The organism is Pseudomonas sp. MWU12-2020 (assembly GCF_023100605.1).
GTDB lineage: Bacteria > Pseudomonadota > Gammaproteobacteria > Pseudomonadales > Pseudomonadaceae > Aquipseudomonas > Aquipseudomonas fluorescens_H.
In genome coordinates this window covers 138,658-152,328 of sequence record NZ_JALMEX010000004.1, presented here as the reverse complement: position 1 = coordinate 152,328, position 13,671 = coordinate 138,658, and the positions used below count along the sequence as shown (strand labels likewise).

Genomic DNA, 13,671 nt, shown 5'->3' with positions numbered 1-13,671 from the left:
ACGCCGAACCTGTTTAGGCTGGTCGCAGTTATTTGTAGACATTCTCAATCCTGTCGCAGTTATTTCGGAAATTATTCGCAGCAAATTCAGCAGAGACAGACGGTGTTATGAGGCCTTTAGCGTAGCGCTTTCGCAGCTATTCCGAAAGCCGACAGCAGCTCAAAACCGCAACCCGGCGAGATCACCCTCGCGCATCACGGTGTGCTGTTTCTCGATGAATTGCCGGAGTTTGATCGCAAGGTGCTGGAGGTTCTGCGCGAGCCGATGGAGTCCGGACATATCGTGATCGCCCGAGCCAAGGATCGCGTACGCTTTCCTGCGCGTTTCCAGTTGGTGGCGGCCATGAATCCTTGCCCCTGTGGATATCTTGGCGAGCCGAGCGGCAAGTGCTCGTGTACACCGGACATGGTGCAGCGCTACCGCAACAAGCTATCGGGGCCGTTGCTGGATCGGATTGATCTGCACCTGACGGTGGCGCGGGAAGCGACGGCGTTGAATCCGGCAGTGAAGCCAGGCGAGGACAGCGCCAGTGCGGCAGCCGTGGTGGCCGAGGCACGCGAACGCCAGCAAAAGCGTCAGCTTTGTGCCAATGCCTTTCTCGATCTGCCGGGACTGAAACGCCACTGCAAGTTATCCACAGCCGATGAAACCTGGCTGGAGTCGGCCTGCGAACGGCTGACCCTGTCACTACGCTCAGCCCATCGTTTGCTCAAAGTCGACAGAACCCTGGCAGACCTTGAGCAAGTCGATGCAATCCGCCGTGAGCATCTGGCCGAGGCGCTGCAGTATCGGCCGGCGACGCCTTAATGCTCGGTCAGATCAACCAGCGGCGTCTGCCGCACTTCGGTTTCACGCCCGGCCTGAATCTCGGTCACGCGCTTCAAGGCTTTATCCACAGCGCCTTTGTCCGCCAGCAGGCTGTAGCTGATCTGAAACTGTTGGCTGGCCTTTGGCGCAATGGTCGGCACCAGATTCAACGGACGCTGATAGCGGCGGTTGTAGGAAAAACTGGTGCCCGGCTCAAGGCCCGTGACATAGCCCTGCCCTTGGGTATCGGTGTTTTTCCACAGGGAAAATACCGGCAGTTGCTGCGTATTGAAGCCAACAGAGACACCGAGGCTGCCAGCCTTGTTGTGCAAAACAGTCAGGGTTTCGCCTTTGGCGTCAGCGTAGGGCACGACGTTATAGACGGTTTCGTCATAGTCCTTGGTTGGACCGCGATAAATCTGCCAGTCCGCCAACTCGGCTTTGGCCTTGTCGTTGAACGGCGAGACCTGTTTCACCGGCGCCGCGAACCGTGCACCCTGCTCGAGGAACGGCGTGCTGAAGTTGCTGTGATACAGCGCCTGATATTCCTTCGGATAATCGCCGTTATTGGTCAGCGTATCGTTGAGAGCGAAACGGGTGCTGCCGAGCTCAGTGACAAGCTCCGTCACCACCGAAAAGTCTACTTTCTTGAACGCCTGTTCTTTCAGTTCGCCGCGCAGGCTGATGGCGTACGGCGGCTTCTCATCAATGTGCAGGGTAACGCTGCTGGCCGGAATGTTCGCAGCGCGCCCGTGCAGAGTCAGCAACTCACCATTGTCCATGCCGGGATGGCCGACCCATTCATAACCGCAGCGGGCCACCAGCTCATTGAAGCCTTCCAGCCAACCCAGACCACCGCGTCCATTGAGTTCGATGAACGCCGGGTTGACCACATCCTTGACCGGCGAATCCCAGCCCATGCGCACACTACCAACAGAGGCTTGCAGGACATTCATGCCACGGGTCGGTACCACCGAGAGTTTCATCGTGCCGTTATCGATATCGACGATGCTGACACCTTCCTGTCGCCCGCCGTGCAGGGTACGCAGACTCACGGAAAAGGGTTTGTCGGTTTTCACCCCGAGCTGCTCACTGGTGATGCTCCAGTTTTGCGCGGGTTTGTTGGTATCGAGAAGGACATAGTCCCAGGCCATGGCGTGGGAGGCAGCAGAGAGTGCGCCGAGGGCGACGGCAAGTTTGAGCGGGGTCATGGCAGCAGCCTTTATTGGAGTTGTGCCAGTTTTATAGCGCTGCGGAAACGTTTCAGCAAGTGTGAAAGAGCAAGAGATCGAGTGTTTTACCCAGGATTGGCAGTGAGGCGATCGCGAGCAGGCTCACTCCTACAGGGATCTTCAGGGATCACAAACATTGCGACCAACCGATATACCTGTAGGAGTGAGCCTGCTCGCGATAGCTATTTCAGCTGTACATCAACGGAAGCGATCAACCTCGGAACGCAAGTCCGCTGCCAGTTTCTCCAGCTCCTTGGCCGTCACCGCCAGGTTCGACACCACCTCACGCTGCTCACTGTTGGCCAAGGCAATGCTCTGCAGATTGCTGCTGAGCAAGGTCGCCGTGCTGCTCTGCTCCTGCGTCGCGGTGGTAATCGCCGCGAACTGCTGGCCGGCAGAACGGCTCTGTTCATCAATCCGCGCCAGCGCCGATGCGACATTGGCGTTGCGCGACAGGCCTTCCTGCATCAACAGGTTGCCCTGCTCCATGGTGCTGATGGCGTTGCCGGTTTCCTGCTGGATGCTGTGAATCATCCCGGAGATTTCGTCGGTGGCCTGACGGGTGCGCGACGCCAGGTTGCGCACTTCGTCTGCCACCACGGCAAAGCCACGGCCCTGTTCACCGGCGCGCGCGGCTTCAATCGCAGCGTTGAGCGCCAGCAGGTTGGTCTGCTCGGCAATCGAGGTGATGACGCTGACGATGCCGCCGATTTCCTGGGAGCGCTGACCGAGGGTGTTGATCACTGTGGCCGTGGTGTTCAGCGCGCCGGCAATTTGCTCCAGCGAGGACGACGCCTCTTGCATCGAGGTGCGACCGATCTGGGTCTGCTGGGCATTTTCCTGAGCCAGACGCTGGGTGTTGCCCATGTTGTCAGCGATGTTCAGCGAGGTGGCGCTGAACTCTTCCACCGCACCGGCCATGCTGGTGATTTCGCCGGACTGCTGCTCCATGCCTTCGTACGCACCGCCGGACAAACCGGACAACGCCTGGGCACGGCTGTTGACCTCTTCCGAGGAGCGGCGGATGTGCTCGACCATGGTCGACAGCGCCTGGCTCATCTGGTTGAACGCACGGGACAACTGGCCGATCTCGTCGTTGCTCGACACATTCAGGCGCACGCTCAGATCACCGGCGCCCAGCGCTTCGGCCTGACGCACAAGGTCGCCCAGCGGTTGCAGCTTGCTGCGCAGCAGCCACATCGCCGCGCCCACCGCGATCAGCATCGCCAGCAGACTGCCGATGGCCAGTTGGGTGCCGACACTCCAGGTCACCGCGCGAATCTCGGACTTCGGCATGCTCGCCACCACCGACCACGGGCCGCCCTCGAACGGCACGGCAATGCTGTAGAAATCTTCGCCGCTGTCGCTCCAGAACTGCCCCTTGCCCGGCGTCTTCGCCAAGCCGTTGATCACCGGCACCGCTTGATCCAGCGCCTGCACCCCCGCCGGCGCCACCAGCCATTTGTTTTGCTCATCCAGCAACGCCAGCGAACCGTTCTGACCGATACGGAAGCGCTTGAGATTGGCGAACTGGGCGTTCTGCGCATCGGTGTAGTCGAAACCGACGAACAACACCGCAATCACCTTGCCGCTGCCATCGCGCACCGGCGTGTACTGAGTCATGTAGGAGCGATCGAACAGCAAGGCGCGACCGACGTAACCCTGACCGGCCATCAACTTCGCGTAGGCCGGATGCGCGTGATCGAGCAAGGTGCCGATAGCGCGCGTGCCGTCCTGTTTGGTTAAGGATGTGCTGACGCGGACGAAGTCTTCACCGCTACGCACGAACAGCGTGGCGACCCCAGCGGTCATCTGCTTGAACTCGTCAACTTCCTTGAAGTTGTTGTTCAACACTTCGCTGCCCAGGTGCAGGCCCGGGGTTTGAGTGCCTGCAACCGTCACCGGCTCATCCGGGTGAATGCTCAGGCCCGCGCTGAAGCGCTTCTCGAACAGCCCGCTCAGGCGCTGGGTGCTTTCGCGCAGCGTGCCGTGGAAGGTGCTCAGTTGGTCGGCCAGCAGCCGCGCCTCACTGGCGAGGTGCTCTTCACGGGTGGCGAGGTTGGCGGTATCCAGCGAACGCAGGGCAAACACCGTACTGCCGCTGATGACAATCGCCAGTATCACAGCGAGCGCAAGGCCCAGCTGCGAGGCGATCCGGGCGCGAGGTTGAGACATGGACAGCTCCTGGCCGAGCCACCGGATCCTCCTTGATCGCAGCACTTGCTCGGAAAATTCTAATAATGGGGGTGAAATCGTGGCGACCGGCACGACGGTTCCACATGCTCATTTTCGGCGGTGAAACCGAATACTTGAGTAAATAGCGGGGTTATGGCGCAAGGCCGGCATTGTGCGGGCTCGAACGTTTCAGCTCAAGCGCTTGACCAGCGGCAACGCCATGGCGCGTACTTCGCCTTGCAGGAAGTCGCTGAGGCGGCGCAAACGTTCACCTCCCGGACGGGTTTTCGGCCACACCAGGTAATAATGCAGTCCGCTGGCGACCGCGATCGGCCATGGCAGGCTCAGTCTGCCTTGCGCCACATCTTCGGCGACCATCAGCAAATCGCCCATCGACACCCCGTAGCCTCGGGCTGCGGCGATCATCCCCAGTTCCAGGGTATCGAACACCTGTCCGCCCTTGAGCGAGACCTGATCGGACAGGCCCATGTGCTCCAGCCAACTGCGCCAGTCGCGCCGATCCGGAGTCGGGTGCAACAGTTCGGTGGACGCCAGACGCGCAACATCCCACGGCTGGTCGTTCAGCAGATTGGGCGCGCCCACCGGTATCAGCTCTTCCGGGAATAGCAGGCTGGCTTCCCAGTCCGGCGGGAAATGCCCATCACTGAGCAGCACGGCGCAGTCGAACGGTTCATTGTTGAAATCCACCGAATCCACATCCATCCAGGCGCTGGTCAGTTGCACCTCGTTCCCCGGCTGCAGATGACGAAAACGGCTGAGCCGCGCCAGCAACCAGCGCATGGTCAGGGTCGACGGCGCTTTCATGCGCAGGATGTCGTCTTCGGCGCGCAAGGTGTTGCAGGCGCGCTCTAGGGCCGCAAAACCGTCGCGGATCCCCGGCAACAGCATCCGCGCTGACTCGGTCAGTTGCAGGTTGCGTCCGCTGCGATGAAACAGCTTGCAGGCGAAATGCTCTTCAAGCGTGCGAATGTGCCGACTCACCGCACTCTGGGTAATCGACAACTCTTCGGCGGCGCGGGTGAACGAACTGTGCCGCGCCGCCGCTTCGAATGCGCGCAGGGCATACAAGGGAGGAAGCCGACGGGACATTCAGAAAGCTCCTATAGCGGGTTGTGGCCAACTTAGCAGAATCTGCTCAGGATGAGTTTTAATCATGCCACCCATCCTTTTTATCCCTTTGTGCGAAAGCGTTTAAGCGCCGAGAATCGACGATTCCCTGTTCCCTCTTTTTATGAGTGGTGATGACCATGCAGCATCCCGTGCGTACCGAACTCTGGGCCATCCTGCGGCTGGCAGGGCCGTTGATCGCTTCACAGTTGGCGCACATGCTGATGGTGCTGACCGACACCCTGATGATGGCGCGCCTGAGTCCCGAAGCGCTGGCCGGTGGCGGTCTTGGCGCGGCGAGCTATTCGTTCGTGTCGATTTTCTGCATCGGCGTGATCGCAGCGGTCGGCACCCTGGTGGCGATCCGTCAGGGCGCCGGCGACATCATCGGCGCGGCCCGCCTGACCCAGGCCGGGTTGTGGCTGGCATGGCTGATGGCGCTCGGCGCCGCACTGCTGCTGTGGAACCTGAAACCGGTGTTGCTGCTGTTCGGCCAGACCGAAACCAACGTCCATGCCGCCGGGCAATTCCTCATTGCCCTGCCCTTCGCCCTGCCCGGTTACCTGAGCTTCATGGCCCTGCGCGGCTTCACCAGTGCGATTGGCCGGGCGACCCCGGTGATGGTCATCAGCCTCGGCGGCACCGTCGCCAACTTCCTGCTCAATTACGCACTGATCACCGGGATGTTCGGCCTGCCGAAACTGGGGCTGACCGGCATCGGTCTGGTCACGGCAATCGTGGCCAACTGCATGGCGCTGGCGCTCGCGTGGCACATCCGCCGGCATCCGGCCTACGACGCCTACCCGTTGCGCGCCGGTCTGTCGCGACCCAATCGTCAATATCTGCAAGAGCTGTGGCGTCTCGGCCTGCCGATTGGCGGCACCTATGCTGTGGAAGTCGGCTTGTTCGCCTTCGCCGCGCTGTGCATGGGCACCATGGGCAGCACGCAGCTGGGCGCCCATCAAATCGCCCTGCAGATCGTTTCGGTGGCGTTCATGGTGCCGGCGGGGATGTCCTATGCGATCACCATGCGCGTCGGCCAGCATTATGGCGCCGGGCAACTGAGCGATGCGCGAATGTCCGGGCGGGTCGGCATTGTTTTCGGTGCGGTGGTGATGCTGGGTTTTGCCATGGTGTTCTGGCTGCTGCCGAATCAACTGGTCGGGTTGTTCCTTGATCACAACGATCCGGCGTTTGCCGAGGTGATTCGTCTGGCCGTAAGCCTGTTGGCGGTGGCCGCGTGGTTCGAGCTGTTCGATGGTACGCAGACCATTGCCATGGGTTGCATTCGTGGGCTGAAGGACGCGAAAACCACGTTTCTGGTCGGGCTCGGCTGCTATTGGCTGATCGGCGCGCCGGCGGCGTGGTGGATGGCGTTTCACCTGCATTGGGGGCCGACTGGCGTCTGGTGGGGGCTGGCGCTGGGGCTGGCATGCGCGGCGGTGAGCCTGACGCTGGCGTTTGAATGGAAGATGAAGCGGATGATTCGGCTGGAGCCGCAATCTCGAGGCTTCAACATCCCTCAACCTGAATGAAGTTTCCCTGTGGGAGCGAGCTTGCTCGCGAAAGCGGTGTACCTGACACATGTATATTGAACGTGTCGCCGCCTTCGCGAGCAAGCTCGCTCCCACAGGGGTTATGTGTTCAGCTCACGATTTCGAGGGCTGGCTGCTGGCTGGCACCAAACGTCAGGTACTCCACCAGTTCCGCCAACGGCAACGGCCGGCTGATCAGATAACCCTGCACCTGATCACAGCCAAACCCGCGCAGCAGTTCAAGTTGCTCCGGTGTTTCGACCCCTTCCGCGACCACTTCCAGATGCAGGTTGTGCGCGAGGTTGATCATCGCATGCACCAGTTTGCGGTTCTCTTCGCGTTGCTCCATGCCGCCGACGAAGCTTTTGTCGATCTTCAGCAGCGTGATCGGCAGGCTGTTGAGGTGTACGAACGAGGAGAACCCGGTGCCGAAGTCATCCAGCGAGAAACGCACGCCGAGGCGGCCGAGGGCGTCCATGGTCTGCTTGACCAGATCGCTGCGGCGCATCACGGCGGTTTCGGTGAGTTCAAATTCGAGCCATTGCGCCTCGACCCCGCGCTCGGCAATCAGCCGGCTGAGCGTCGGCAGCAACTGGCTGTCCTGAAACTGGCGGAACGACAGGTTGATCGCCATGTGCAGCGCCGGCAGCCCGCGCTCGCGCAGTGCCTGCATATCGCGCAACGCGCGGGAAATCACCCAGTAGCCCAACGGCACGATCAAACCACTCTGCTCGGCCAGCGGCACGAATTCGCTCGGTGGCAGCAAACCGCGCTCGCCATGACGCCAACGCACCAAGGCTTCGAGGCCGACGATCTGCCCGTCTGCAAGATTCAGTCGCGGCTGGTAATGCAGCTCCAGCTCATCGCGGCGCAACGCCCGGCGCAGCTCGCTTTCGAGGTCGGCCATGCTCCGGGCGTTGCGATTGATGCGTTCGTTGAAGATATGGAAGGTGCAGCCCTGCGTGCTCTTGGCCTGCTGCATGGCGATGTGCGCGTGCCACATCAGCGGGTCGGCACCACCTTGTGCGCGGGCATGGGCGATACCGAGACTGGAACCGATCAACAGGCTTTCGCCGTCGACCCAATAGGGTTCGGACAAGGCTTCGGTAATGCGTTCGGCCATCCACTCGGCGCGTTGCGGCGCGCGGCGGGTATCGATCAGCAGGGCGAATTCGTCGCTGCCCAGGCGCGCCAGTTGATCACCGGCCTCCAGCTGACTTTTCAGCCGGGCGACGACTTGCAGGATCAGACGGTCGCCGGCCTGATGCCCGAGGGCGTCGTTGGCATGACGAAAGTTGTCGAGATCGAGATGTCCCAGGGCCAGACCGCGCCCGTCGTTTTCTGCCAGCCGCGCGGTCAGCAGGGTCTGAAAGCCCTGGCGATTGGCGATGCCGGTCAGCGGATCCTGTTCAGCGAGGCGTTGCAGAGTGTTTTCGAGAACGCCGCGCTCACGCACATGACGCAGGCAACGGCGCAGCATGCCGGCATCGAGGGCGTCGAACACCAGCCAGTCGCTGACGCCAACGGGCGCGGTGGCCGGTTCGTGTTCCAGCAGCAACACGGTCGGCAGACTGCAACGGCCCGGGGCCGGCTGCAACGCGGGAACGGTCAACAACACCGCATGACGGTTGTCTTCGAACAGACTGCTGACCGACTCCCAGCTCGGCGCGCTGATCAGCACCGCCGCGCTCCCCATCGGAGCCAGACACTCGCGCAATAACGCTGTCCACGCTGGCTCTTCGGCCAGTAGCAGCAAACGCAAGGGTTCGACAGGCGTAGACAAGCTAGCTCCCTAGACTCTGCAATGATGTGGGCGGGGCATTATGCCGTTGCGATGATCAATGACCAAATGACAACGGTTATCAAACCGTTATTTTGTGTCATGAATGAGTACATTAGCCGCAAAATCACCGCGCATCCTGCGTGAAAGTAACAAAACCGGCAAATTTGAATCGCGTGGTGCGTCACAAGTCGGACAGAGCAGCACAAATCGCTGAGCCTGTTAAAATGCCGGCCCATTTCGTCAACGACTCCCGAATTTTCGTATGTCCCGACTCAATCCCCGGCAGCAAGAAGCCGTGAACTACGTCGGCGGCCCTCTATTGGTGCTCGCCGGCGCTGGCTCCGGCAAGACCAGCGTGATCACCCGCAAGATCGCGCACCTGATCCAGAACTGTGGCATCCGCGCCCAGTACATCGTCGCCATGACCTTTACCAACAAGGCCGCGCGCGAGATGAAGGAGCGGGTCGGCACCCTGCTGCGTGCCGGCGAAGGTCGCGGCCTGACGGTCTGCACCTTCCACAACCTGGGCCTGAACATCATCCGCAAGGAGCATGCGCGGCTGGGCTACAAACCCGGTTTCTCGATCTTCGACGAGACCGACGTCAAAGCCCTGATGACCGACATCATGCAGAAGGAATACGCAGGCGACGACGGCGTCGACGAGATCAAGAACATGATCGGCGCCTGGAAAAACGACCTGATCCTGCCGGCCCAGGCGCTGGAAAACGCGCGCAATCCGAAAGAACAGACTGCCGCCATCGTCTACACCCACTATCAGCGCACGCTCAAGGCGTTCAACGCGGTGGACTTCGACGACCTGATCCTGCTGCCGGTGAAACTCTTCGAAGAGCACGCCGACATCCTCGAAAAGTGGCAGAACAAGGTGCGTTACCTGCTGGTCGACGAATACCAGGACACCAACGCCAGCCAGTACCTGCTGGTGAAGATGCTGATCGGCAAGCGCAACCAGTTCACCGTGGTGGGCGACGACGACCAGTCGATCTACGCCTGGCGCGGCGCACGGCCGGAAAACCTGATGCTGCTCAAGGATGACTACCCGTCGCTGAAAGTGGTGATGCTCGAGCAGAACTACCGCTCCACCAGCCGCATCCTGCGCTGCGCCAACGTGCTGATCTCGAACAACCCGCACGAATTCGAAAAACAGCTGTGGAGCGAGATGGGCCACGGCGACGAGATCCGCGTGATCCGCTGCCGCAACGAGGACGCCGAAGCCGAGCGCGTGGCCATGGAAATCCTCAGCCTGCACTTGCGCACCGACCGCCCGTACAGCGATTTCGCGATCCTCTATCGCGGCAACTACCAGGCCAAGCTGATCGAGCTGAAGTTGCAGCACCACCAGGTGCCGTACCGCCTGAGCGGCGGCAACAGCTTCTTTGGGCGTCAGGAAGTGAAGGACCTGATGGCCTACTTCCGCCTGATCGTGAACCCGGACGACGACAACGCCTTCCTGCGCGTGATCAACGTGCCGCGCCGGGAAATCGGCTCGACCACCCTGGAAAAACTCGGCAACTACGCCACCGAACGCAAGATCTCGATGTACGCCGCCACCGACGAAATCGGTCTGGGCGAGCATCTGGACAGCCGCTTCACCGATCGCCTGTCGCGCTTCAAGCGCTTCATGGACAAGGTCCGTGAGCAGTGTGCCGGCGAAGACCCGATCTCGGCGCTGCGCAGCATGGTCATGGACATCGACTACGAGAACTGGCTGCGCACCAACAGTTCCAGCGACAAGGCTGCGGACTACCGGATGAGCAACGTCTGGTTCCTCATCGAAGCCTTGAAGAACACCCTGGAAAAAGACGAAGACGGCGAGATGACCGTCGAGGACGCCATCGGCAAACTGGTTCTGCGCGACATGCTCGAGCGTCAGCAGGAAGAAGAGGACGGCGCCGAAGGCGTGCAGATGATGACCCTGCATGCGTCCAAGGGCCTGGAATTCCCTTACGTGTTCATCATGGGCATGGAAGAGGAAATCCTCCCGCACCGCTCCAGCATCGAAGCCGACACCATCGAAGAGGAACGCCGCCTGGCCTACGTGGGCATCACCCGCGCCCGTCAGACCCTGGCCTTCACCTTTGCCGCCAAGCGCAAGCAGTACGGCGAGATCATCGACTGCGCGCCAAGCCGCTTCCTCGATGAGCTGCCGCCGGACGACCTGGCGTGGGAAGGCAACGACGACACACCGACCGAAGTCAAAGCCGTGCGCGGCAATAGCGCATTGGCTGATATACGCGCGATGTTAAAGCGCTAGAATTGACCACTTTTTTAAAGCTTAGGGCGCACAGGCGCTGAACGAGGACAGCTTCATGGAAGCATTGCAGCAGAAAATCCGCGAACAAGGCATCGTGCTTTCCGACCAGGTCCTGAAAGTCGACGCCTTTCTGAACCACCAGATCGACCCGGCCCTGATGAAGCTGATCGGCGACGAATTCGCCACGCTGTTCAAGGATTCGGGCATCACCAAGATCGTCACCATCGAAGCCTCGGGCATTGCCCCGGCGATCATGACCGGTCTGAACCTGGGCGTGCCGGTGATCTTCGCCCGCAAGCAACAGTCCCTGACCCTGACAGAAAACCTGCTGTCGGCGACCGTTTATTCGTTCACCAAAAAGACCGAAAGCACGGTGGCCATCTCGCCACGGCACCTGACCAGCAGCGACCGCGTGCTGATCATCGACGACTTCCTGGCCAACGGTAAAGCCTCGCAGGCGTTGATCTCGATCATCAAGCAGGCTGGCGCCACCGTTGCCGGTCTGGGCATCGTGATCGAGAAGTCGTTCCAGGGCGGGCGGGCCGAACTGGATTCGCAGGGCTACCGCGTTGAATCGCTGGCTCGCGTGAAATCGCTGAAGGATGGCGTCGTTACCTTCATCGAATAAGCCACACCGCATTACCCCCTGTGGGAGCGGGCTTGCTCGCGAAGGCGTCGTGTCAGTCGAGCTATTCTTTGACTGACACACCGCCTTCGCGAGCAAGCCCGCTCCCACAGTTGGTTTTGGGTCAGGCAGTTATTGCGCGGTAGCCTTCAGGCCAGTGAGCAGCAGGCGCTGGAAAATGTCTTCTTTCAGGCCTTCCGGGTGGGCCAGTTGCATACGTTCAAGGTGTTCGGGGAACGTCGAAGCCTCCGGCGCATCCAGCGCGGCCTTGCCCAGCTCCAATATCTCGCTCAGCTTGAACTTGCTCTTCAGCCAGTTCAGCGCCCGCAGCAAATCCCGCTCAATGGCGGTGAAATCACAGCCCAGCGGATATTCCGGAAACAGATTCGGATGCTTCGCGGCAATTGCCTGCAAGCGTTGCGGGGTGTTATCGGCGAAACGCGGATCGAGACGGAAATCCTGCGGCAGCTTGCCGACCTTCTGCGCCTGCTCGATCAGTTCTGGCTGGAAGCGTGAATCGCTGATGTTCAGCAACGACTCGATCACCACCGCGTCAGTCTTGCCGCGCAGGTCGGCGATGCCGTACTCGGTGACCACGATGTCGCGCAGGTGCCGTGGAATCGTGCAATGCCCGTATTCCCAGACGATGTTCGAACTGACCTCGCCGCCGGACTCACGCCAACTGCGCAGGATCAGAATCGAACGCGCATCGTGCAGCGCATGGCCCTGGGCGACGAAGTTGTATTGCCCGCCGACGCCGCTGAGCACCCGCCCGTCTTCCAGTTGATCGGCCACGCCCGCGCCCATCAGCGTCATGGTGAACACGGTGTTGATGAACCGTGCATCAAGCCGTTGCAAGCGCTTCAATTCTTCCTGCCCGTACAGCTCGTTGATGTAGCTGATACGGGTCATGTTGAATTCGAGGCGCTTGCTCAACGGCAATTCGCGCAGGCGCTCGTAGAAACTGCGTGGGCCGAGGAAGAAGCCGCCGTGAACCGAGATGCCATCGGTCTGCGCCGCTTCATCGAGGGTGCCGGCGTTGGCCTGTTGCTGCGTCTGCACGTCGGGGTAGACCTTGCGCCGGATGATCCCGGCATCGGCCAGCACCAGCAGGCCGTTGACGAACATTTCGCTGCAGCCATACAGGCCTTTGGCGAATGGCGCGGTACCGCCCTCGCGCTCGATCAACTGTGCCCACTGGCTGAGATTGATGTCGTTGAGCAAGGCTTGGTAACCGGCGTTGTCTGCCTGCCGCGCGAGCAATGCGGCCGTGAGCGCGTCGCCCATCGAACCGATGCCGATCTGCAAGGTGCCGCCATCGCGCACCAGAGTGCTGGCGTGCAAGCCGATGAAATGATCCTGAAAGCCCACCGGCATGTTCGGCGTGGAAAACAGCGTGCTGCTGTCCTTCGCGTCGATCAGCAGGTCGAAGGTGTCGATATCGACTTCGGCATCACCGGGCATGTACGGCAGATCGGTGTGCACCTGGCCGACCAGCAGAATGGTCTCCCCGGCGGCGCGGCGCTTGGCGATCATCGGCAACAGGTCGAGGGTGATGTCCGGGTTGCAGCTCAGGCTCAGGCGATCGGGATGTTCGCTGCTGCTGGCGAGCAATTGCGCCACCAGATTGAGGCCGGCAGCATTGATGTCGCGGGCGGCATGGCTGTAGTTGCTGCTGACGTAATCCTGCTGGGCCGGCGGGCTGTTGAGCAGGCTGCCGGGCTGCATGAAAAACTGTTCGATGCGGATATTCGCGGGCAGGCTGTCGCGGTGCAGGTCGGCAAGGAAATCGAATTCGGGGTAGTCGCCGAATACACGCTCGACGAAGGGTTCGATGAAGCGCTTCTGCAGACCATCACCCAGCGTCGGGCGACCGAGGCACAGCGCGGTATAGATCGTCAGTTGCCGCTCGGGCAAGTCCTTGATCCGCCGGTACAGCGCGTTGACGAAGTGATTGGGCTTGCCCAGCCCCAGCGGCATGCCCATGTGGATGTGCGCCGGCAAGCGTGCAAGCACATCGTCCACTGCCTGTTCGATCGAACACAACTGCACCATCTGAAGCCTCCTGCCCGTTCCGTGAATAGGGGTAGACCGAGCTTGCCTCGACTTTGCTG

General features: G+C 61.0%; 8 protein-coding genes and 1 pseudogene. 4 read left to right on the top strand and 5 right to left on the bottom strand.

Translation table 11 applies throughout. The annotated features are described in order from the left end of the window. Window positions 1-159: 159 nt before the first annotated feature. Window positions 160-807 (top strand): annotated as a pseudogene (locus M0814_RS11005) (ATP-binding protein); the annotation flags it as partial. Here M0814_RS11005 and M0814_RS11000 read toward each other — a convergent pair. The 3 genes from M0814_RS11000 to M0814_RS10990 form a co-directional block, all read right to left on the bottom strand. Continuing rightward, window positions 804-2,018, bottom strand: a complete 1,215-nt coding sequence (locus M0814_RS11000; RefSeq protein ID WP_103483702.1) for an aldose 1-epimerase family protein — start codon at window positions 2,016-2,018, stop codon at window positions 804-806. The pseudogene M0814_RS11005 and the gene M0814_RS11000 sit on opposite strands and share 4 nt — an antisense overlap. A 219-nt stretch (window positions 2,019-2,237) precedes the next feature. Next, window positions 2,238-4,214, bottom strand: coding sequence for a methyl-accepting chemotaxis protein (locus M0814_RS10995; RefSeq protein WP_103483703.1), 1,977 nt, complete (start codon window positions 4,212-4,214; stop codon window positions 2,238-2,240). A 189-nt stretch (window positions 4,215-4,403) separates the two neighbouring features. Then, window positions 4,404-5,324 (bottom strand): LysR substrate-binding domain-containing protein, encoded by a 921-nt coding sequence (locus tag M0814_RS10990; protein WP_103483704.1) that lies wholly within the window; start codon window positions 5,322-5,324, stop codon window positions 4,404-4,406. A 158-nt stretch (window positions 5,325-5,482) separates the two neighbouring features. Here M0814_RS10990 and M0814_RS10985 point away from each other — a divergent pair, with 158 nt between their 5' ends. After that, on the top strand, window positions 5,483-6,877 hold the full coding sequence (locus tag M0814_RS10985; RefSeq protein WP_103483765.1) for a NorM family multidrug efflux MATE transporter: 1,395 nt from the start codon (window positions 5,483-5,485) through the stop codon (window positions 6,875-6,877). A gap of 109 nt (window positions 6,878-6,986) precedes the next feature. On the opposite strand, the gene M0814_RS10980 is transcribed toward M0814_RS10985, so the two are convergent. Continuing rightward, complete coding sequence (locus M0814_RS10980) at window positions 6,987-8,660, bottom strand: bifunctional diguanylate cyclase/phosphodiesterase (protein WP_103483705.1); 1,674 nt, start codon at window positions 8,658-8,660, stop codon at window positions 6,987-6,989. A gap of 262 nt (window positions 8,661-8,922) precedes the next feature. Between M0814_RS10980 and rep the strand changes: the two genes are divergently transcribed. Both rep and M0814_RS10970 read left to right on the top strand, forming a co-directional pair. Further along, window positions 8,923-10,932, top strand: coding sequence for a DNA helicase Rep (rep, locus tag M0814_RS10975; protein ID WP_027610430.1), 2,010 nt, complete (start codon window positions 8,923-8,925; stop codon window positions 10,930-10,932). Between the two features lie 55 nt (window positions 10,933-10,987). Next, entirely contained in the window at window positions 10,988-11,560 is a 573-nt protein-coding gene (locus M0814_RS10970) for a xanthine phosphoribosyltransferase (RefSeq protein WP_007962388.1), read from the top strand. A 129-nt stretch (window positions 11,561-11,689) separates the two neighbouring features. Here the strand turns inward: M0814_RS10970 and M0814_RS10965 are convergent, their stop codons facing one another. Then, a complete protein-coding gene (locus M0814_RS10965) occupies window positions 11,690-13,612 on the bottom strand; it encodes an acetyl-CoA hydrolase/transferase C-terminal domain-containing protein (protein WP_103483706.1) in 1,923 nt (640 codons plus the stop codon). Between the last annotated feature and the right edge of the window lie 59 nt (window positions 13,613-13,671).

What these genes read in the sequence shown, in the direction of transcription:
- M0814_RS11000 (WP_103483702.1), bottom strand. Translation starts at nt 2,018, where the DNA reads ATGACCCCGCTCAAACTTGCCGTCGCCCTCGGCGCACTCTCTGCTGCC.
- M0814_RS10995 (WP_103483703.1), bottom strand. Translation starts at nt 4,214, where the DNA reads ATGTCTCAACCTCGCGCCCGGATCGCCTCGCAGCTGGGCCTTGCGCTC.
- M0814_RS10990 (WP_103483704.1), bottom strand. Translation starts at nt 5,324, where the DNA reads ATGTCCCGTCGGCTTCCTCCCTTGTATGCCCTGCGCGCATTCGAAGCG.
- M0814_RS10985 (WP_103483765.1), top strand. Translation starts at nt 5,483, where the DNA reads ATGCAGCATCCCGTGCGTACCGAACTCTGGGCCATCCTGCGGCTGGCA.
- rep (WP_027610430.1), top strand. Translation starts at nt 8,923, where the DNA reads ATGTCCCGACTCAATCCCCGGCAGCAAGAAGCCGTGAACTACGTCGGC.
- M0814_RS10970 (WP_007962388.1), top strand. Translation starts at nt 10,988, where the DNA reads ATGGAAGCATTGCAGCAGAAAATCCGCGAACAAGGCATCGTGCTTTCC.
- M0814_RS10965 (WP_103483706.1), bottom strand. Translation starts at nt 13,612, where the DNA reads ATGGTGCAGTTGTGTTCGATCGAACAGGCAGTGGACGATGTGCTTGCA.